The sequence below is a fragment of the Microbacterium kyungheense genome, from assembly GCF_006783905.1.
GTDB lineage: Bacteria > Actinomycetota > Actinomycetes > Actinomycetales > Microbacteriaceae > Microbacterium > Microbacterium kyungheense.
Window position 1 is genome coordinate 588,930 of record NZ_VFPE01000001.1, and the last position, 17,974, is coordinate 606,903.

At 68.0% G+C, this 17,974-nt stretch carries 22 protein-coding genes and 1 tRNA gene; 10 read left to right on the forward strand and 13 right to left on the reverse strand.

The window, feature by feature from the left end; genetic code table 11:
• Positions 1 to 13: 13 nt before the first annotated feature.
• Positions 14 to 1,471 (reverse strand): MDR family MFS transporter, encoded by a 1,458-nt coding sequence (locus FB391_RS02640; RefSeq protein ID WP_141892724.1) that lies wholly within the window; start codon positions 1,469 to 1,471, stop codon positions 14 to 16.
• Positions 1,472 to 1,544: 73 nt separating this feature from the next.
• On the opposite strand from FB391_RS02640, the gene FB391_RS02645 reads away from it, so the two are divergent.
• The gene (locus FB391_RS02645; RefSeq protein ID WP_141892725.1) at positions 1,545 to 2,144 is read left to right on the forward strand and encodes a TetR/AcrR family transcriptional regulator; all 600 of its coding nucleotides are present in this window, start codon (positions 1,545 to 1,547) and stop codon (positions 2,142 to 2,144) included.
• A 21-nt stretch (positions 2,145 to 2,165) separates the two neighbouring features.
• Here the strand turns inward: FB391_RS02645 and FB391_RS02650 are convergent, their stop codons facing one another.
• The 3 genes from FB391_RS02650 to FB391_RS02660 all read right to left on the reverse strand — a co-directional run bounded on the left by FB391_RS02650 (position 2,166) and on the right by FB391_RS02660 (position 3,735).
• On the reverse strand, positions 2,166 to 2,654 hold the full coding sequence (locus FB391_RS02650) for a glutathione peroxidase (RefSeq protein ID WP_141892726.1): 489 nt from the start codon (positions 2,652 to 2,654) through the stop codon (positions 2,166 to 2,168).
• A 35-nt stretch (positions 2,655 to 2,689) separates the two neighbouring features.
• A complete protein-coding gene (locus tag FB391_RS02655; protein ID WP_141892727.1) occupies positions 2,690 to 3,163 on the reverse strand; it encodes a MarR family winged helix-turn-helix transcriptional regulator in 474 nt (157 codons plus the stop codon).
• Positions 3,164 to 3,234: 71 nt separating this feature from the next.
• Positions 3,235 to 3,735 carry a GNAT family N-acetyltransferase gene (locus tag FB391_RS02660; RefSeq protein WP_141892728.1) on the reverse strand — a complete coding sequence of 167 codons (501 nt, stop codon included), beginning with the start codon at positions 3,733 to 3,735 and terminating at the stop codon, positions 3,235 to 3,237.
• A 341-nt stretch (positions 3,736 to 4,076) separates the two neighbouring features.
• On the opposite strand from FB391_RS02660, the gene adhP reads away from it, so the two are divergent.
• Both adhP and FB391_RS02670 read left to right on the forward strand, forming a co-directional pair.
• Positions 4,077 to 5,105: an alcohol dehydrogenase AdhP gene (gene adhP / locus FB391_RS02665; protein WP_185842906.1), complete on the forward strand. Its 1,029-nt coding sequence runs from the start codon at positions 4,077 to 4,079 to the stop codon at positions 5,103 to 5,105.
• 247 nt (positions 5,106 to 5,352) lie between these two features.
• Complete coding sequence (locus FB391_RS02670) at positions 5,353 to 5,766, forward strand: recombinase family protein (RefSeq protein ID WP_342778172.1); 414 nt, start codon at positions 5,353 to 5,355, stop codon at positions 5,764 to 5,766.
• 418 nt (positions 5,767 to 6,184) lie between these two features.
• On the opposite strand, the gene FB391_RS02675 is transcribed toward FB391_RS02670, so the two are convergent.
• The 5 genes from FB391_RS02675 to FB391_RS19595 form a co-directional block, all read right to left on the reverse strand.
• Positions 6,185 to 6,970: a hypothetical protein gene (locus tag FB391_RS02675; protein WP_141892730.1), complete on the reverse strand. Its 786-nt coding sequence runs from the start codon at positions 6,968 to 6,970 to the stop codon at positions 6,185 to 6,187.
• Complete coding sequence (locus FB391_RS02680) at positions 6,967 to 7,248, reverse strand: hypothetical protein (RefSeq protein ID WP_141892731.1); 282 nt, start codon at positions 7,246 to 7,248, stop codon at positions 6,967 to 6,969. The genes FB391_RS02675 and FB391_RS02680 overlap by 4 nt, the downstream gene beginning before the upstream one ends.
• Before the next feature lie 510 nt (positions 7,249 to 7,758).
• Positions 7,759 to 8,556, reverse strand: coding sequence for a DUF3800 domain-containing protein (locus FB391_RS02685; protein WP_141892732.1), 798 nt, complete (start codon positions 8,554 to 8,556; stop codon positions 7,759 to 7,761).
• A 111-nt stretch (positions 8,557 to 8,667) separates the two neighbouring features.
• The gene (locus FB391_RS02690) at positions 8,668 to 9,189 is read right to left on the reverse strand and encodes a hypothetical protein (protein ID WP_141892733.1); all 522 of its coding nucleotides are present in this window, start codon (positions 9,187 to 9,189) and stop codon (positions 8,668 to 8,670) included.
• A 331-nt stretch (positions 9,190 to 9,520) separates the two neighbouring features.
• Positions 9,521 to 9,596, reverse strand: a tRNA-Met gene (locus FB391_RS19595).
• Positions 9,597 to 9,701: 105 nt separating this feature from the next.
• On the opposite strand from FB391_RS19595, the gene FB391_RS02695 reads away from it, so the two are divergent.
• From FB391_RS02695 to FB391_RS02725, 7 genes are all read left to right on the forward strand, one after another.
• Positions 9,702 to 10,208, forward strand: coding sequence for a DinB family protein (locus FB391_RS02695; protein WP_141892734.1), 507 nt, complete (start codon positions 9,702 to 9,704; stop codon positions 10,206 to 10,208).
• An 85-nt stretch (positions 10,209 to 10,293) separates the two neighbouring features.
• Positions 10,294 to 10,761: a hypothetical protein gene (locus FB391_RS02700; protein ID WP_141892735.1), complete on the forward strand. Its 468-nt coding sequence runs from the start codon at positions 10,294 to 10,296 to the stop codon at positions 10,759 to 10,761.
• Positions 10,762 to 10,943: 182 nt separating this feature from the next.
• Positions 10,944 to 11,837 carry an aldo/keto reductase gene (locus FB391_RS02705; protein WP_141892736.1) on the forward strand — a complete coding sequence of 298 codons (894 nt, stop codon included), beginning with the start codon at positions 10,944 to 10,946 and terminating at the stop codon, positions 11,835 to 11,837.
• A 99-nt stretch (positions 11,838 to 11,936) separates the two neighbouring features.
• Positions 11,937 to 12,488 carry an RNA polymerase sigma factor gene (locus FB391_RS02710; RefSeq protein ID WP_141892737.1) on the forward strand — a complete coding sequence of 184 codons (552 nt, stop codon included), beginning with the start codon at positions 11,937 to 11,939 and terminating at the stop codon, positions 12,486 to 12,488.
• On the forward strand, positions 12,475 to 13,221 hold the full coding sequence (locus FB391_RS02715; RefSeq protein WP_141892738.1) for an anti-sigma factor: 747 nt from the start codon (positions 12,475 to 12,477) through the stop codon (positions 13,219 to 13,221). Before FB391_RS02710 ends, FB391_RS02715 begins: the two co-directional genes overlap by 14 nt.
• Before the next feature lie 105 nt (positions 13,222 to 13,326).
• Positions 13,327 to 13,935, forward strand: a complete 609-nt coding sequence (locus tag FB391_RS02720; protein WP_141892739.1) for a fasciclin domain-containing protein — start codon at positions 13,327 to 13,329, stop codon at positions 13,933 to 13,935.
• A gap of 123 nt (positions 13,936 to 14,058) precedes the next feature.
• Positions 14,059 to 15,012: an ADP-ribosylglycohydrolase family protein gene (locus FB391_RS02725; RefSeq protein ID WP_141892740.1), complete on the forward strand. Its 954-nt coding sequence runs from the start codon at positions 14,059 to 14,061 to the stop codon at positions 15,010 to 15,012.
• A 128-nt stretch (positions 15,013 to 15,140) separates the two neighbouring features.
• Here FB391_RS02725 and FB391_RS02730 read toward each other — a convergent pair whose 3' ends face one another.
• The 4 genes from FB391_RS02730 to FB391_RS02745 all read right to left on the reverse strand — a co-directional run bounded on the left by FB391_RS02730 (position 15,141) and on the right by FB391_RS02745 (position 17,965).
• On the reverse strand, positions 15,141 to 15,839 hold the full coding sequence (locus tag FB391_RS02730; RefSeq protein ID WP_141892741.1) for a hypothetical protein: 699 nt from the start codon (positions 15,837 to 15,839) through the stop codon (positions 15,141 to 15,143).
• Positions 15,829 to 16,200, reverse strand: coding sequence for a hypothetical protein (locus FB391_RS02735; RefSeq protein ID WP_141892742.1), 372 nt, complete (start codon positions 16,198 to 16,200; stop codon positions 15,829 to 15,831). Before FB391_RS02735 ends, FB391_RS02730 begins: the two co-directional genes overlap by 11 nt.
• Positions 16,201 to 16,466: 266 nt before the next feature.
• Positions 16,467 to 17,225 carry a patatin-like phospholipase family protein gene (locus FB391_RS02740; RefSeq protein ID WP_141892743.1) on the reverse strand — a complete coding sequence of 253 codons (759 nt, stop codon included), beginning with the start codon at positions 17,223 to 17,225 and terminating at the stop codon, positions 16,467 to 16,469.
• 299 nt (positions 17,226 to 17,524) lie between these two features.
• Entirely contained in the window at positions 17,525 to 17,965 is a 441-nt protein-coding gene (locus tag FB391_RS02745) for a MarR family winged helix-turn-helix transcriptional regulator (RefSeq protein WP_185842907.1), read from the reverse strand.
• Between the last annotated feature and the right edge of the window lie 9 nt (positions 17,966 to 17,974).

Consider the following 17,974-nt stretch of genomic DNA (forward strand, 5'->3'; position numbering starts at 1 on the left):
ACGAGTCTTCCGTCTATTCGGTGGCGGCGTCCGACCCGGAAGGGATGGATGCCGCCACCTCGGGCTTCTTCGCCGGCGCGGGCAGTGCAAAGCAGACACCGACGGCGACCACCGTGAACCCGATGGCCCACCAGAACGCCACGTCGAAGCCGGACGCGACGTCGCTGATGCTGCTCGCGCCGCTCGTGGTCGCCTCGAGGATGACCGCGAGGATCGCGGTGCCGAACGCGCCGCCGATCTGCTGAGCAAGGCGCGTGATGATGCTGGCGTGCGGCACCTCGTCGCGTTCGAGGCCCACGAAAGCTACCGACATCACCGGGATCATGACGGCGCCCATGCCGAAGCCGCGCACGACGAGCACCAGCGCGAGCCAGAGCTCGTTGGTGGTGCCGTCCGAGAGTGCGAAGGGGATCGTCGCGAGACCCATGACGATGAACCCTGCGATCGCCACCGTGCGCGCGCCGAGCGAGTCGGTGAGGCGGCCGGCGAGGGTGCGGCTGAGCAGCGCGCCCACGCCCTGGGGGATCAGCAGCAGTGCGGCGGTGAGCACGTCGGTGCCGCGGACGATCTGGAAGTACAGCGGCAGCAGCAGCATGGATCCGTACAGCGAGGCGCCCGAGAGGAAGAGGACCGCGCTGGATGCCGCCACCGGCCGCCGCCGCAGCAGTCCGACGTCGACCAGGGCAGCCTTCGGTCGCCGCACCTGCGAGTAGACGAACGCCGCCATCAGGACGAGGCCGGCGACGAGGGGGAGCCACACGTCGGTGCGGGCGAAGCCGCCGTCCTGGCTGACGTTCGAGAGGCCGTAGAGGATGCCGACGAGAGCGGGCGAGACCAGCACCAGGCCGACCCAGTCGAGCATGGGGCGGCCGCGCGGCGGGTCGTTGGGGAGCAAGCGCCAGGCCAGCGCGAGGCCGACGAGGCAGAACGGGACGTTGATCCAGAAGATCCAGTGCCAGTCGAGCCAGTTGAGGATGAGGCCGCCGAGGACCGGGCCGAGGATGGGACCGAGCGCGGCCGGGAGGCTGACCATCGCCATGAGGCGTCCGAGACCGGCGCCGGCGGGGACCTGCTGGATCGCAAGGGTCGCCATGAGCGGCATCATGAGGCCGCCGCCGAGGCCCTGGATCACGCGGAAGGTGATGAGGCTCGGCGCGTCCCACGCGAGGCTGCACGCGATCGAGGCGAGCAGGAAGATCGTGAGCGCGATCATCCAGAGCCGCTTGCCGCCCAGGCGCGCCTGCGCCCAGCCGACGATCGGGATGGCGACGCCGAGGGCGAGCAGGTACGCCGTGGTGACCCACTGGATCGTGCTGACGGGAACGTCGAGATCGGTGGCGAGCGTCGCCAGCGCGATGCTCATGATCGTGCTGTCGAAGATGACGGCGAGGCCGCCCGCGACGAGCACGAGTGCCGAGATGACGGCGCTGCGTGGCACGGCCGGCGCGGTGGGGGTGGTGCTGGTGGACATGCGGGCTCCTCCAAATAAGATACAGATGTGTATCTCTGCCGTGGAGTGTACGCCGGTCGGATAAGATACACAAATGGATCTTGAGCAGCCGGCCAAGCGACGTCGCGGACAGGAGCTCGAAGAGGCGATCCTCGCCGCCGGCTGGGCGCAGCTGATGGAGGGCGGCTACCACGCGTTCACGATCGACGCGGTCGCCGAGAAGGCAGAGACGAGCCGGTCGGTGATCTACCGGCGCTGGCCGGACCGGGACGCGCTGATGGATGCGACGCTCGCGTACGGCCTGAACAAGGACCGCGTCGAACCGCCCGACACGGGCAGCCTGCGCGGCGACATCATCGAGTCGCTGAAGCGCTCGAACCTCTCACGCGCGGGGATCGCGCCGCTCATGAGCGTGTTCATGGGTGCGTACTACGCCGACTCGGGCCGCACCTTCGCCGACGTGCGCGAGCGGGCACTGGGGCAGCGGGCGGCGGGGTCACTCGACGTGATCCTGGAGCGCGCGATCGCGCGCGGTGAGGCCGACCCCGCGAAGCTCACGCCGCGGGTGCGGTCGGTGGCCGTGGACCTGTACCGGCACGACCTGCTGATGACGGCGGCGCCGTTGCCGGACGAGGCGATCGAGGCGATCGTGGACGAGGTGTTCCTGCCGCTGGTGCGGCCCGACGCCCGGTGAGGCTGGTGGGTCTGTCTGGTGTCAGTTGCTGGGCAGCCATTCCTCGATGGATGCCACGACCTCGGGATCGGTGGGCAGCACCTTGGGGGCGAACCGCTTGACCTCGCCGGTGGGGCTGATCACGAACTTCTCGAAGTTCCAGGTGATGCGCCCGGCCTTGCCGTCGACGTCGGCGTTGCCGGTCAGCTCCTTGTAGAGCGGATGGGCGTGGCGCCCGTTCACGCGCACCTTCTGTGACATCGGGAAGGTCACGCCCCACGTCGTCGAGCAGTACTCGGCCACGGCCTCTTCGGTCGAGAGCTCCTGCAGGAACTGGTTGCTCGGGAACCCGATGACGGTGAACCCGCGCTCGCCGTACGCGCGCTGCAGCTCCTCAAGCTGCTCGTACTGCGGGGCGAGTCCGCACCGCGAGGCGACGTTCACCACGAGCGTGACGCGTCCATCGGCGAGTTCGCCGAACGTCGTCTCTTCGCCGCGGATGGTGGTGACGGGGATGTCTTGCAGGGTCATGCTCACTCCTTGGGTGGGGGATCCGCTTGTGGGGATCAGCGGTGTGCGGCCAGCGCGGCCGCGGTGTCGTAGTCGGTGATGCGGTCGCGCAGGGCGTGCAGCGAGCCGACGAGCTTGACCGCGTCGTCGCGGTCCAGATCGAGCGCCTCGACGATGCACTGCCCGACCGGAGCAAGCTCAGACCGGATCTCGAGGCTGCGTTCGGTCGGGGTGATGCGCACCGCGCGGCGGTCGGTCGGCGACGGTTCGCGGCGGACGAGGCCGGCGGCTTCCATGCGGTTGAGGAGTCCCGAGATGCTGCTCGAGTCGAGTTGGAGTGCGGTTGCGAGCTCGGTCGGGGACACGTCGCCCCGCTCCCAGAGCACCGCGAGCACGAGCGCCTGCTGGAAGGTGAGCCCCCACGGTGCGAGCAGGTCGCGGTAGAGCTGGAGCGTTGCCTGCATGGAGGTGTAGAGCGCGAAGCAGACGGATGCTTCGAGATCGGCCTCGGGCATCGCGGTGGAGTTCATGCGGATCATTCTTGTATACAAGTTATTTGGATACAAGGTACCTGACGAACGCAGCGGGCTCGTCGAGTGGTTTAGAGCTGCATGCTCAGAACGATCCGCCGCGAACCGTCCGCACGCTGATCGTCTTCAACGCGTTGCATCCCGATCTTCTCTGCCACTCGCTCGGAGGCGCGATTGTCTGGATGGATGATCGCGACCAGCTCCGGTGTCTCGACGTGCGCGCGTGCGAAGTCGCGGCATGCAGCAGCAGCTTCGGACGCCATGCCCTGACCCTGCCACCGTGGCGCGACGTGGTAGCCCACCTCGACCTTCTTGACTCCGTTGACCGCCTGCCAGGTGAGTCCGCAGTCTCCGACGAAGTCACCCTCATGCGTCTCGATGATCCAGAGCCCGTAGCCGTGCTCTGCGTAGTTGCGCTGGTTCCACTCGATCCACGCCGCGGCTTGCTCGTGGGTCTTCGGTGCGGGGTAGAACCGCATCACGTCAGGATCGCCCAGGAGCGCAGCCATGTCGTCGAGGTCCGTCGGCAGCATCTGGCGAAAGCGAAGCCTTGGAGTGTCTGAGGGAAGCACCTCAGCACCGTAGCGGACGCGTCCGACGTCTTGATTAGGCGCGGGGCTTCCGCGAGGCTCCCTCACCGAAGGACGGACGCGCGAGGAGGAAAGAGTCGCTTAGAGGGGGAGTCACCGTACGCCCAGACAATGCGGTCCAGATGCTGTCGGGCGAGCCAACCCAATCAAAGCGCTGGCCCGATCACGATCCTGATCCGGGCGACGCGCGCAAAGCGGTACGTGGCGCGAGAGACTCGCGCCGCGGCATCCTGATTCCACCGTCGCGCCGATCTCGAGGCCGGAGTAGCGTGCAAGCAGGTGGTCTCCGCTGAGGCTGAAGCGCCTGAAAGGACTGAGTCACCATGACCACGATGAAGGCCGCCGTCGTTCACTCATTCGCCGAGCCGCTCTCTATCGATGAAGTCGCGATCCCCACTCCCGGTGTGAATGAAGCACTCGTCAAAGTCGAGTACTCCGGTGTCTGTCACACCGACTTCCATGCATGGCACGGCGACTGGCCCGTGAAACCCCAGCCGCCCTTCATTCCCGGGCACGAGGGTGCGGGCACGGTCGTCGCGGTCGGCGACAGTGTGACCCGGGTCAAGGTGGGCGATCGAGTCGGCAACGCGTGGCTATGGAGCGCGTGCGGTGAATGCGAGTACTGCGAGACGGGCTGGGAGACGCTCTGCCCGAACCAGAAGAACGGCGGATACTCGGTCGATGGTTCGTTCGGCCAATACATGCTGGTCGACGCCCGCTACGCGCCGATCATCCCGAGCGGCGTGGAGATGGCGGCCGTCGCCCCCATCCTGTGCGCCGGGGTCACCGTGTACAAGGGACTGAAAGTCACCGACACCGACCCCGGCGAGTGGGTGCTGGTCTCAGGCATCGGCGGTCTGGGCCACCTCGCCGTGCAGTATGCCGTCGCGATGGGCCGCCGGGTCGCGGCCATCGACGTGGACGACGCGAAACTCGACCTTGCGCGCCGCCACGGCGCCGAGGTCACCGTCAACGCCGTGACATCGGACGATCCAGCAGCGGAGCTGCAATCGCAGACCGGGGGTGGCGTGCACGGAGCGCTGGTCACAGCGGTCAACGCGCACGCGTTCCCGCAGGCCGTCGGTGCGCTGCGGCGCGGCGGCACGGTCTCGCTCGTCGGCCTGCCGCCGGATCAATTCCCCTTGGACATCTTCACGACCGTCCTCTTCGGCCTCACCATCCGCGGCTCGATCGTCGGCACGCGCAGAGACATGCAGGAGGCCATCGACTTCTTCGCCCGTGGCAAGGTGGGCCCGACGTACACGGTGCGTCCGATGAGCGACATCAACGAGATCTTCGACGAGATGCAACACGGAGCGATCGACGGCCGCATCGTCATGGACATGGCCTGACCCGACTCGGCGAGGGCACGCAGCCACCGCCATCAGGGATTAGAGCTGACAGCGCAGCACGGTTGCATGCTCCGCAACAGTCGCTAGCTATCAGGTGAGCTCATCAACCCCGATAGAGCATCGACCCCAGTGGGTGCCGGTGGTCGGTGGGACGCTCGGCGCATGAACGGAGTACAGATCGGTTGCCCGAGTCTCCACCGCGGATCAAGACCTCACCTCGCAGCGCGATGCGCTGCTGCGACTCGTCGTGACCAAGCTCTACCGGCTTGCCCGGTCGGTGCGGGGCGCGCGCGACGTCGCCGACGAGTTGACGACGAAAGGCGTCGCGCTCAGTCTTGGCGGCAGCAGATACGACCCCACAGACCCCGTAGGCCGGCTGCTGTTCAACGTGCTCGCATTGGTCGCCGAGTTCGAGCGCGACCTGATCAGCATGCGCACGAAGGAAGGCATGGCAGTTGCCCGGGCGAAGGGTCACTTGAAGGGCAAGCAACCGAAGCTTTCTCTCACGCAGCGGAAGCTTCTGTTTGACGTGCAGGACCGTGGCGAGTACACCCAGACCGAGATCGCAGAGCTGTTCAACGTCTCCCGGGCCACCGTTTACCGCGAACTCCGGCGACGCCGTATCGCATTCCTCGCTACCTGCGAAGCTCACATCTTCTGAACGCACGTTTCCACGGCCGCCTCGGCCGCGCTTCACGGCGGCCCGTGGCCCGGACGAGTCCGAGCTGCGATGGAGGCACGACCACAGATGCTCGCGCTCTACCCTGACATTCTGCCCACTGCGACGTCCTACCAGTCGCTGGTGGGACGCCACAATCCCTCCATCGTGCGTGGCCGCTTGGGGGATCCCCGTGCGGGCGATGCGCGCACGAGGAATCGACACGTACTCGCCGGACGAGTTTCGGCAGTACGCGCTCGTGGGCGCGACCGTCCGACCGATGAGGGCATCGCTTCCTGTCAGATTAAGCTCGTCCGCTTCGGGGTACCTCGACTGAGGGTTCGCACTCGTGGCCTGAACACCGAAGTGTGAGATCGGTGTGGCCCAGGCATATACATCGGTCCTGTGTACAACGCCCCATTCAGTCTTGGACGCAGCTGGTGCCGTCCACTTCCGCGCTACCGATCGTTGCGGTGCATGTCCAGCCGTCGCTCTTTCCAGTGACGATGACCTGTGTCGTGGTGGGGAGCCCGGCCGCCTCGAGCGTCACAGTGATAGCCGCATCGGCCACGGCGTGCTTCTGTGTCGACGCGACTGTTTTCGTCCCTGTTTCGATGGTGAGCGTGAACTGGTCGTCGCCGCCACCCGCGGGCGGGACGGTGAAGTTGGCCTTGACCGTGTAAGTGTCTGGTGAGGGCACCTCACCAGGAGTGATGGAGACGGTCGCATCGAACGTCGGCTGGACCGTCCTGCCCCACAGCGCTGTGCCGACAGCGACGACGGCGGCGACGAACGCGGCGACCAAGATCCACGTTGCTGCGGCGAGGAAGTAGCCTCGCCAACTCTTGTACCGCTCGAACCACTTCTGGACTTCCGTGATGTCACCGATGCGGATCTTTCGCAGCCAGGTCACCTGAGTGAGCAGCGCGAGGAGCACCGCGAGCGTCGACAGCCCGACGGCCGCGACCATCCACCCGAATGAGACCGGGTTCGTCAGGACGGTTGAAACAGCGACCAGGCCGCCGGCGGCAAGGACCGTCCCTATGAGACCCGTCTGCGTAAGGATCCTCGACGCGGTCGTCTGAAGGAACTCGACCTGCTTCTCAGGCGTGAACCGCTTCTGAAGTTCGCGGAGAGCGAGCTGGCTCGCAGTGGGCGTCGCCCCTGTCCCGACGGTCGGGGGTGTTGCTGAGGCGGGGGCGCTCACGGACTCCACGTCCCGGTGAACGCGAGCGGGTGCGGGCCGTCGTCCCCGTTGCCTGGGCAGTCCACAAGCACGGTGAAGTGACCTCCGCTTGTGCGGCCGAGGAGGTTCATCTTCTCGGGCTTATGAAACCCGTCGGTGAGGATGACTTCCCCGGATCCGACCTCCTCCTTGACGGCCTTGGTGAGATAGTCGACGTTCTCGTGCCGTTCGCAACGGAACGTACTCGGTGAGATATGCATGATGGCCCCCAGACCTTTCGTGCAGTTGGGGAGATTCATACACCCGGGGCGACGGTCGTCACAAGTGCAAAGGATTTCTCAGTGCCGGCGACGTCCGAGCTGTGCGGCGTGCTGAAGCAATCACCGACTTGTTGCCGTCCGACTACGCCGAGGTGAGCCCGATGACGTTGGCGGACACATCATCGGCGAGGCGGTGTCGAGTCCGACGAGATAGTGCGAGAAGCCCAAAACGATGAGCGCGGCACGCGCGCCGGCGAGCACGAACTCGATCCCGAAGCGGGCACTGCGCGCAACGGGCACCGACGCGTGCGGTCGCGATCCTTATGCCGGCTGCTCGGTAGCAGGACCGTTTGGTTCAGCCCAGCCTCGGCGACCTCAGCCCCGCTGACTACGAAGCCCTTCACACCGCCACCGAGATCGCGGCATGATCAACACACAAGAACCGCCTGGGAACCGGGTCAGGCTCCATCCGCTCTAGGTCGAACACTGGGTCCGTGCTGGCTTGGGAACGTCGTGTGGACGCCCAAGCCTCGCGGAGCGTGCGAGCAGTTACGTTGCAAGCAGCAGCGAGCTCGGTCGAGATGCGATCATGTCCGTCGCCTTCACCCACCGAACTAGTGGCTTCAACCGTGGCGCATACCTCTCGCGGATCTGTGCGTAGGCCTCAGGCGTGTGCACCGCGTTCGGAAAGTTGAGCCCGTATGCCGCGGTGGCGATCGTGAAGAGCAACGTTGTCACTACATGATCTGCGAGCTGTAGGCCTGCGTGATTGTCTGAAGCTGCGAAGAGAGGGACCTCGCCAACACGTGGATAGGGGTCGCCTCCCGACCGCCATTTCTGAGTGAAGACCGAGTGCGCGACCTGCACGTTTAGTTTGTGCTCGCGAGAGTCCGCGACGATGATTCCCTCGGCATCCGACTGCTCGAGGTCCAGTTGGAACTGCTTCGCGAAGTCTTGAACGGCGTACCCGTACCGCGTACGCACGTCGATTGGAGTACCCGCCTGCTTGATCCAGACGCGCCCGATCACCTGAACGCTGTGATCCTCCAAGATCGTCATCAGCTCATCCAGGAAACGCCGCGCCTGCCGGCGGTGGTTTCGGCTGCTGGCCCTGTGCAAACTGAGGAGTTGCGTTCCCTTCACTTCGGCAGTGATGAAATCGAGCGAAGAAACGCCAGCCATCTTTGGGGAGAAGTGGCGGATCTTCAGCGCCACGAAGTCCCGCGTGAGCGACCTGACTTCATTGGCGTCTACGATCAGGCCCGCGATCGCCATGACCGGAGTCGAGGATGGGGAGAGATCGGGGGCTTCGCCGCCGCCAGACTCATCCACAAAGCAGAACTTCATAGGGAAAACACTAGAGCCGCCACGAGGGCGGCTCTAGGAAATGGTGTTCGGGTCGACCTATGCACCGAAGAAGAGGGCTAGCCCTCGAAGATTTAGGGTACCACATCGGCCTTAGAACCGGCGTGTGTCGATCGTGCTGACCTCCGGCTCACCCTCCGGATGCCACTCGATCGTTACGGCGTTGCCGGTGGTGACGGTCGGGCCACCCGTCAACGCAAAGAAGACAACGCTGTCGCCGTGACGAATGGATGCGGGGACTCCGACCGCTTCGAACACATGGATGTTTCCGCCGGTGTCGGCGTTGACTTCTGTCACGGCCAGCGTCCGACCGGACGTGTTCGGGATCCGGTAGCGACTGTCATCGATCCGCTCGACATTGCCCCAGGGTGGACGCTGTGAGAGGCGCTGGGCGTCGAGGGCCTCCTGCGCGATCAGGTTCGCCTCGGCTAGAGAGATCGCGGCGCCCTGTTGTGCCCTCACCGCTTCGTCGCGGGCTGTAGATGCCCTCGCACTCGCTGCTTCGGCCTCCGATCGAAGCCGACCTGAAGCGATCGCCTGCCACCACGCGACCGCTGCCGCAACTGCCGTCGCGAGAAACGAACCGATCGACACGATCAGCACCGCCTGGTCCATGCCACAGATCGTATCGATAGGCGATCCAGGAGCTCCGGCGAGCGAACGATCTTGGCTGCCCCGTTCGCGGATATCACCGCCATTGGCCTCGGACTCGTCGCCGCGGGCAGAGATGTTGACCGGGCTGCGAGCGCCGTCGAAGCGCGTATGTCGGTGGCTGAGCGGTCAACGTGGCGACCGCCACGCCCCTGCCGTTACTCCCTAGCCGCAGTGCGCCCGTAAAGCCCGCGGGCTGCCATGCACGGACGGGGATCGCCAACTGCCGCGCGCTGACCAACCCGTTCCCAGGTGCGACGGAAAGTGCGAGCGCCGGCGCGCTGGGTCCGAATGGTGGACGCGACGGCGGGAGTTGAACCCGCAACGCATCCGGGTATGAACCGGTGCCCGGGACCGCCCGGATCGCCGCGATGACCCCACGCTAACCCGACCTGCGCCATCACACGCCGAGCGTGAACGGTGGTTTCGCTATGCGTCCCGATGTGACACTGGACCGACCCGCGTACCGTGGCGACATGTCTGTCGAAGACTTCGCGCGGTACAGCGAAGTGCTGCACGAGATGACGCAGGAGATCGCCCGCGCGGTGCCTGACCACGCGTGGGACTTCACATCGGTCCGGCCCGGAACCTCCGCCGGTCGACAAACAGAGCACCGCCCCGCCGCGAGCTTCGCCCCGTTCTCGAAGCAGCTCCGCCATGTCGTGTGCGTGCGCGGCGTCTACAACGCCGCCCTTGGCACCGGTGCCGTCGACTGGTCGCGCAAGCACGAGCACTACAACGGGCCGCTCGCTCGCGATGCGCTCACCACCGCGCTCGCCGAGCAGCAACGGCGCCTGATCGAACTGCTCGACGGCATCCATCCCGACGTCGTGCTCGACTGGGACGGCCACCCCTTCACCTTCGGGCTCTTCGGCGGCGAGTTCGCGCAGCACGAAGCGCTCCACCACGGGCAATGGAGCGTCTACGCCGCCCTGGCCGGGTTCGACACCCCGAGCGGCTGGCGCGATTCCTGGGGTCTCTGAGCCTGGTCTCTGTGCGAGGAGTGCGGCCACGAGATGAAACGCAAGCCCGGCCAGAGTGGTGTGGCAGCGGGTTAAGGTCGGGACCATGGCCGAGGCATCCGATCACTGGCGCGACGCCGGCATCATCATGGGCTGGAATCCGAGCCTGTGGGACGAATGGCCCGGCACCTACGCGGGGGTCGTAGAGGACGTCGCGGCCGGCACTCCGTATGTGACGCAGTGGTCGGTGGGCTCCCGCAAAGAGGTGGAACCCGGGACCGACGCGTGGCTGCTGCGGCAGGGCGGCTCGTACGGGCTCATCGGGCACGGCACGGTGCTGACGCATCCGTATGAGGATGTGCACTTCGCCGATCCCCGGCGCACGGCGAGCTTCGTCGACGTCGCGTTCGACGAGCTCGTGGTCGAGACCGACCGGGTGCCGAGGGACGTGCTCGAGGTCGTCGTGCCCGAGGTGGCGTGGCGGTTCCAGTTCCGCTCGGGCAACCGCATCGGACCCGAACCGAACCGGCGGCTGCGGGAGCTGTGGCGGGACGCCATGGCGGCCCTCGGGTGAGGCTGACGGCGGCCCGAGGCGTTTCGTCTCGCTTCGCTCGCTCAACGACCGGCGGCGGCCGGGACGCGCACGACCGGCGGCGACCCGGGCTGGGTGCCTACGCGCACACGCCCCGGTTGTCCAGGCCTGATCCGACGGCGCACATCCCTGGCAGGCTGACACCCAGACGAGAAGGAGATGCGATGAAGCAGCGCACGCTGGCAGGACGACAGGTTTCGGCGATCGGGCTCGGCGCGATGCCGTTCTCGATGAACAACGACAAGGTGTATCCGTCGCTCGACGACGCGGTGGCCACGGTGCACGCGGCACTCGATGCCGGAGTCACCCTGATCGACACCGCCGACATCTACGCGCCCGACGGGGAGGAGATGGGGCACAACGAGCGCATCGTCGCCGAGGCGCTGCGCACGTGGGACGGCGACGCGGCGAGCATCTTCGTCGCGACGAAGGGCGGCATCAAGCAGCTCCCCGACGGCTCCAAGGGGCGCGACGGCTCGGAGGCGTATCTGCGTTCGGCGGTCGAGAAGTCGCTCGACGCCCTGGGCATCGACCAGATCGAGCTCTACCAGTACCACCGCCCCGACCGCTGGCTGGTCTACGGTGACATCATGGCCGGCCTCAAGGCGCTGCAGGACGACGGCCTCGTCCGTGCCATCGGGATCTCGAACGCGAGCGTCGAAGAGATCCAGATCGCCATCGACGTGCTCGGCGAGGGCAACCTCGCCAGCGTGCAGAACGAGTTCTCGCCGAAGCATCCCGGCAGCATCGACGAACTGCGGTTCTGCGACGCGCACGGCATCGCGTTCCTGCCGTGGAGCCCCCTCGGCGGCACCGGCGGGGGAGCGCGACGGGTCGGTGACCGGTTCTCGGCGTTCCGCCAGGTCGGCGAGGCGCACGGCGTCAGCCCGCAGCAGGCGGTGCTCGCGTGGGAGCTGGCGCTGAGCCCGCACGTCATCCCGATCCCGGGTGCTCGGCGTGCGGCATCCATCACCGACTCGGCGCAGGCGGCGGACCTCGAGCTCACCGCAGACGAGGTGACCCGGCTCACGGAGTCGGTGGGGATCTTCGACGACTGACCCGCCACGCGGGAGCGAGCGCACCACGATTCAGTCGGCTGCATCCAAACGAGCCTGCCGACGGGAAGAACTCTTCGACGGAGAAGGGCGAGGACCCAGGTGGACGACGAGGACGAGCGCGAGCTGTGCGGCCGTTTCGCCGCCGGCGACGAGCGTGCCCTCGAACAGCTCTACCGCCGGTGGTCGCCGATCGTGTTCACCCTCGCGCTGCGCGTGCTCGGCGACCGGGCGGACGCCGAGGATGCGACGCAGAAGACGTTCGTCTCGGCGTGGACCTCGCGAGCCTCGTACGATCCGGGCAAAGGGCGGATCTCGACGTGGCTCGTGGCGATCGCCCGACGCCGCATCGCCGACACCCTCGACGCGCGGCGGCGCGTGCGCGAGATGCACGAGAAGCTGCAGCAGTTCGCCGCGACCGACGAACCGATCTCGTCCGGCGCCGACCTCGGAGACCGGCTGCTGCTCGCCGACGAGATCGACCGGCTCGAACCCGACGCGCAGCGCGTGCTGCGCCTGGCGTTCTACGACGACCTCACGCACCAGCAGATCGCCACGCGCCTCGACATGCCGCTCGGTACCGTGAAGAGCCACATCCGCCGAAGTCTCACCCGGCTGCGCGATCGATTGGAGGTGCCCGATGTCGCATCTTGACCCCGATCGCCTCGCGCTGATCGCTGTCGGAGAGACGCCGACGGATGCCGAGCACGCGCACCTCCGGACCTGCGACGCCTGCTCGCTCGAGCTGGCCGAGCTCGAGCACGCTGTCGCCGTCGGCCGCTCCACCGTGACGCTCGGCGAGCTCGAGACGCCGCCCGAACGCGTCTGGAACGGGATCCTCGACGAGATCCGGTCGCAGCAGGCCGCGGCCCCCGAGGTCCGTCTCGACAGTCCCACGGCTGTGGAGGCATCGGCGCCGCTCGCCGCGGCTCAGCCGGGTGCGCCACGCACACAGCGGCGAGGATGGATGCTGTTCGCCCTGGCCGCGAGCATCGCCGCGGTACTGCTGGTCGTGGGGGTCTGGAACATCGTGCGACCGTCGCAGCCCGTTGAGATCGCCTCAGCGACGCTGGATGCGTTCCCCGACCACCCGGGGGCTGCCGGGACGGCGAGGGTGACCGAGCTCGCGGACGGGGAGCGCACGCTCACGGTGAAGCTCGACGACTCCGAAGCCGGCGACGGGTTCCGCGAGGTCTGGCTCATCACCGCGGACGCCTCGGCGCTCGTGAGCCTCGGCGAACTCGACGGCAGGAAGGGCACGTTCGCCGTGCCCGACGACATCGACCTGCGCGACTACGTGCTGGTCGACATCTCGCAGGAGCCGCTCGACGGCGATCCCGGCCACTCCGGCGACTCGATCGTGCGCGGGGAGCTCTCGTTCGGCTGACGGGACTTTCTCGCCGCTGCATCCGATCGCGGAGCCTCGGGCGAATACCTCTGTGACACCTCCGTCCGGAAGGTGCCGGGTATCGCATCGAAGGAGATCGGAATCATGAAGAAGTCTCGTCTGGCCGTCGCGGCGGTCGCCGCCCTGGCCCTCGTGTTCGCCGCCACACCCGCGCAGGCCCTCGGCGGTGCGCAGGCGCACGGCGGCAGCGCACCCGCGGGGACGATCGTGGACGTCGCCGTCGCGGCCTCCGGCGGAGGCACGCCTGACAGCAACCCGTGGGACTACGACATCCTCGTGCAGGCGGTGCTCGCCACCGGGCTGAACGGCGCGCTCGCCGACACGAGCCAGACGTACACCGTCTTCGCGCCGAACGACCGCGCGTTCCTGCGGCTCGTGACCGACCTCACGGGAACCGCTCCCGCCAGCGAGGCCGACGCGCTGGCGGCGATCACGTCGACGTTCACGGCCGCGCAGATCTCGAACATCCTGCTGTACCACGTGGTCGCAGGCCAGAAGCTCGGCCCGATCAAGGTCCTCACGTCGCGTTCGCTGACCATGGCCAACGGCGGCACGGTTCAACCGCGCGGCATTACCCTGCGTGACGAGACGCCCGCGCTCAGCGATCCGCGGCTCGTGCTCTGGGCGATCAACATCCAGGCCACCAACGGCGTCATCCACACCATCGACCGGGTCCTCGTCCCGGCTTCCTGACCCCACCGGCGGACGGTGCCGGTTCTCGCGCGTGGGAACCGGCGCCGTCTCGTCGGTCAGACCGCGGAGTTCGGTGTCGCGCCTCCCGGGCATACTGGGACGACCCGAATTCCAGGAGGTGCGATGCCGCTGACCGCGCAACAACTCGACCGTTCCGCGGGGTCGGTCATCGGCATGGCGGTCGGCGACGCACTCGGGTCGCAGTACGAGTTCGGGCCGCAGCATCCTGACGATTTCGTTCCACAGTTCGGGGTCGGCTACTTCGGTCACGACGTCGGCGAGTGGACCGACGACACCTCGATGGCCATGCCCATCCTCGATGCGCTCGCGCGCGGCGACTCGCTCGGCGACCCGGCCGTACTCGGCACGATCGCAGGGGAGTGGGATGCCTGGGCCCAGACCTCGCGCGACGTCGGAGCCCAGACGCGCGCAGTGCTGGGCGCGATGCGCGGGGTGTTCACGGAGGAAGCGGCGCGGGCGGCATCCGAGTCCCACCATCGGAGCACCGGCCGCAGCGGCGGCAACGGATCGCTCATGCGCACCGGGCCCGTCGCGCTCGGCTATCTCGCCGACGGACGCGAGCACGCGCTCGCCGATGCCGCCGGGCGCATCGCGCAGCTGACCCACTGGGAGCAGGACAACGTCGACGCCGTCGTCATCTGGACGCTGATGATCCGGCACGCGGTGCGCACCGGGCAGCTCGATCTGCGGGTGTTCCGCGGCGAGTTCGGCGACGCCACACCCCGGTTCGCGCGGTGGGCGGCGATCGTCGACGAGGCCGCCACCCGACACCCGCGCGACTACCAGGAGCAGAACGGGTGGGTCGTGCGCGCCCTGCAGGCGGCGCTCGCCGCGGTCGCCGGCGCCACCGACTTTCGCGACGCCATGTACCGCGCGATCCGCGGCGGCGGTGACACCGACACCGTCGCGGCCATCGCCGGTTCTCTCGCCGGTGCGCTGTTCGGCGCGTCGGGGATCCCGGACGACTGGCGTCTGCGCATCCACGGCTGGCCCGGCTACACCGCCGACGACCTGGAACGGCGCGCCGTGGCGGCGGTGGGCGCGGCGAACGGCTGAGTGCCTGTCGCCCGGGCCGACCGTCGGCCCGGGCGTTTCGTCTCGCGAGTCGGTCGCTGAGCGAGGGAGCGCAGCGACCGAGACGAAGCGTCCTCGCTCGCTCAACGACCGAGTGCCGGGGAGAGGGGTTACTCCCACACCTCCACCTGACCGACGTCGTAGAGCTCGATCTCAGCGACGCCCTCGTACAGCGTGACAGGCCCCGTCGCGCAGAGGGTCGTTCCCGGCGACAGCGGCTCGATGCCGCCGACGTCCCACAGCACGATGGTGAACCGGCCGGCGTCGGGGTAGCCACGACCGAGGTTGAGGAACACGTCGTCCTGATCGGTCCCGGAGTTGACCAGCGGACCGCACACGTACTGCGTCGAGCCGGTGTGGTTCACCGCCTGGTCCCACGGGATGCTGCCCGGCTGGGCCGCGGTCGCACCGCCGGCTGGCGCCGCGGCGTCGCTGCACAGCTGGTCCTGGCGCAGCAGCTCGATGGCCTCGGGGCGGATGCGCTGGTCCCATTCGGCACACGATTCCAGGCGGAACTCCGCAGGAGTGGCTCGCGCAGACAGGTAGCCGGCGACGATGTCGTATGCGTCGCCGCAGTTGTCGCTGAGGTACTGGAGCTCATCGTTGATCTCGCCCGCGGTGTCGCCGGTGCGCTCGCGCTGCACGACGGATGCGGCGACGTCGTCGCAGCTCACCTCGGGCTGAGTGGCTCGGTCGCCGTACCCGTAACCAGAGCCCCGAGTGCAGCCGGTGAGCGCGAGGACCACGAGTACGGCGGCCGCGACCGCCGCTCCGACGCGGAGCCGCCGCATCCCGAACTCACCCCGCATAGTCGCACGCGATCGCGTCGTACGAGTGCATCGCCGGGTCGTCTGTCACGTGGAAGTGCGAATCGCCCTTGCTCCGCACGATGAGAGACGCGAGATCCACCGACGTGATCGTCTGGCCCGCCGAGAGCGAGACGACCTCGCCGCCGTCCACGACGGCATCCGCGTACATGCGGTTTCCGGCGTCATCGGTGAGCGCGGAGTACTTTCCGTCCGCGTTCACGAACACGGCGGTGCAGCTGTACGGCCCGTCCTTCAGCGCGGCGAGCGACGACTGACTGTTCCACCACCAGATGCCCCCGACGGCGAGGGCGGCGATGACCGCGTACGGCTTCCACGTGCGCCACACGGACGACTCACTCATTGATCTCCCCAGATGATTCCGTGCTCGCTCCCGCATCGCGCGCGGAGGGTGCGTCCCGTGCCTGCTCCCACAGCAGACGCTTCACGATATCCGAACCGCCGCGGGGGCGATTCGCGTGGCGGAGAGTGGATGCCGGCGGCCGGGGCCGACCGTCGGCCGGTGCGTTCCGTCTCCCGAGTCGGTCACTGAGCGAGGGAGCGCAGCGACCGAGACGAAGCGTCCTCGCTCGCTCAACGGTCGACGGCGGCCGGGATCGACGACCTCGCTCAACGGGCGGGGGTCGCGTCGAGAGCCGCCTCGGCGGCGCGGCGACCCTCGGCGATGAGCCGCGGAACATCGCGCATCGTCCACTGCGCCATGCGCTCCATCTCGGGCTGGATCAGCACGACGCTCGGGTCGGCCAGCAGCGCCGAGATCTTCGTGGTCGTGCGCATCATCCGCACGTTCTCCCACTTGGCGTGCAGGTGCACGACGATGACGCGCTCGGCGCCGAGTTCGCGCGCCGCGGCATGCGGGACGTTGTCGACCATCCCGCCGTCGGCGAGCACGCGGCCACCGAGACGCACGGGCGGAAGGATGCCGGGCACCGCGATGCTCGCCCGCAGGGCCGCGCTCAGCGGACCCTTGTCGATCGTCACGGCCTGGCGTGTGCGCAGGTCGGTCGCGACGGCGCCGAAGTGGCGGGGCAGATCCTCGATGCGCGGGTCTTCACCCAGCAGCCGGTGGATCGAGTCGGTCACCACGTTCGTGTCGAGCAGCCCCCAGCGCGGCTTCCAGCTCCAGGCGCCGATCCGCGTCCATCGGAACCGCCGTGCCAACTGCTCGATCGCCTCGCCGTCGAGTCCCGCCGCGTACGCGCTGCCGACGAGCGCCCCCGAGCTCGTGCCCGTCACGATGCCGGGCCGGATGCCGCGCTCTTCGAGCACCTGCAGCACTCCCACGTGCGCGGCCCCGAACGCCCCGCCGCCGCTCAGCGTGAGCCCCAGGCCCGGGTCGTCGCCCGGCAGCGCGTTCTCACGTGGCATGCCGCGAAAGTATCACCTGGGGTCGCGCGGCCCGCGGCCTTCAGGTGGCGCGACACGCCGCATCCCGCGCGGGTAACCCTAAGACGGCGCCACCCGAGCTTGCGACGGTCGAGGTTCACGTGGCGCGACACGCGGCATCCCGGCCGGGGAGCCAGCGTTTCGTGTCACCTGAACGGATCGGAGTGGATGCCGCGACTGGGGCCCGGCATCCACGTGGGCACCGCCACCGGGGCGTCGTAGGAGGGTGGGCCAGCAACGCGAAAGGGCCGCATCGGGCGGCCCTTTCGGCATCCACTTCTCTACGCGGCGGAGATCTCGGAAAGGATCTCGGCGAACAGCCGCAGATCCTCCGGCGACCGGGTCGAGAGAGCGCCTCGCAAGCGCGACTTGTTGCTCTCTCGCACGGCCATGGCCTTCTCGAGTCCGGCCGCGGTCGGCACGAGCACGCGGGCCCGGCCGTCCGTGGCATCCGGAAGGCTCTCGACGAGCCCGAACTCCTCGAGCATGCGCACCTGACGGCTGACCGCGCTCTTGTCCATCTCGAACAGTTCGGCCAGCACATGGGCGTTCGTCTCGCCGAGACGCACGATCGTGCCGAAGAGCTTGTAGCCGGCGGGCTGCAGTTCGGGGTGGACCTGCTCGGCCGCCTCCTTCCAGACGGCACGCGACCGGTTGAAGAGGACGGACAGCTGCTGTTCCACGTCGAGGATCGCTTCGTCGACGGCGGAGTCCGGGCTCATGACGGCCAT

Excerpts from the sequence above, each read along its gene's own strand:
- FB391_RS02685 (WP_141892732.1), bottom strand. The coding sequence starts at position 8,556 with ATGAAGTTCTGCTTTGTGGATGAGTCTGGCGGCGGCGAAGCCCCCGAT.
- FB391_RS02715 (WP_141892738.1), top strand. The coding sequence starts at position 12,475 with ATGTCGCATCTTGACCCCGATCGCCTCGCGCTGATCGCTGTCGGAGAG.
- FB391_RS02700 (WP_141892735.1), top strand. The coding sequence starts at position 10,294 with ATGGCCGAGGCATCCGATCACTGGCGCGACGCCGGCATCATCATGGGC.
- FB391_RS02690 (WP_141892733.1), bottom strand. The coding sequence starts at position 9,189 with ATGGACCAGGCGGTGCTGATCGTGTCGATCGGTTCGTTTCTCGCGACG.
- FB391_RS02655 (WP_141892727.1), bottom strand. The coding sequence starts at position 3,163 with ATGAACTCCACCGCGATGCCCGAGGCCGATCTCGAAGCATCCGTCTGC.
- FB391_RS02725 (WP_141892740.1), top strand. The coding sequence starts at position 14,059 with ATGCCGCTGACCGCGCAACAACTCGACCGTTCCGCGGGGTCGGTCATC.
- FB391_RS02740 (WP_141892743.1), bottom strand. The coding sequence starts at position 17,225 with ATGCCACGTGAGAACGCGCTGCCGGGCGACGACCCGGGCCTGGGGCTC.
- FB391_RS02705 (WP_141892736.1), top strand. The coding sequence starts at position 10,944 with ATGAAGCAGCGCACGCTGGCAGGACGACAGGTTTCGGCGATCGGGCTC.
- FB391_RS02735 (WP_141892742.1), bottom strand. The coding sequence starts at position 16,200 with ATGAGTGAGTCGTCCGTGTGGCGCACGTGGAAGCCGTACGCGGTCATC.
- FB391_RS02680 (WP_141892731.1), bottom strand. The coding sequence starts at position 7,248 with ATGAATCTCCCCAACTGCACGAAAGGTCTGGGGGCCATCATGCATATC.
- FB391_RS02640 (WP_141892724.1), bottom strand. The coding sequence starts at position 1,471 with ATGTCCACCAGCACCACCCCCACCGCGCCGGCCGTGCCACGCAGCGCC.
- FB391_RS02745 (WP_185842907.1), bottom strand. The coding sequence starts at position 17,965 with ATGAGCCCGGACTCCGCCGTCGACGAAGCGATCCTCGACGTGGAACAG.
- FB391_RS02720 (WP_141892739.1), top strand. The coding sequence starts at position 13,327 with ATGAAGAAGTCTCGTCTGGCCGTCGCGGCGGTCGCCGCCCTGGCCCTC.
- FB391_RS02695 (WP_141892734.1), top strand. The coding sequence starts at position 9,702 with ATGTCTGTCGAAGACTTCGCGCGGTACAGCGAAGTGCTGCACGAGATG.
- FB391_RS02650 (WP_141892726.1), bottom strand. The coding sequence starts at position 2,654 with ATGACCCTGCAAGACATCCCCGTCACCACCATCCGCGGCGAAGAGACG.
- adhP (WP_185842906.1), top strand. The coding sequence starts at position 4,077 with ATGACCACGATGAAGGCCGCCGTCGTTCACTCATTCGCCGAGCCGCTC.
- FB391_RS02730 (WP_141892741.1), bottom strand. The coding sequence starts at position 15,839 with ATGCGGGGTGAGTTCGGGATGCGGCGGCTCCGCGTCGGAGCGGCGGTC.
- FB391_RS02645 (WP_141892725.1), top strand. The coding sequence starts at position 1,545 with ATGGATCTTGAGCAGCCGGCCAAGCGACGTCGCGGACAGGAGCTCGAA.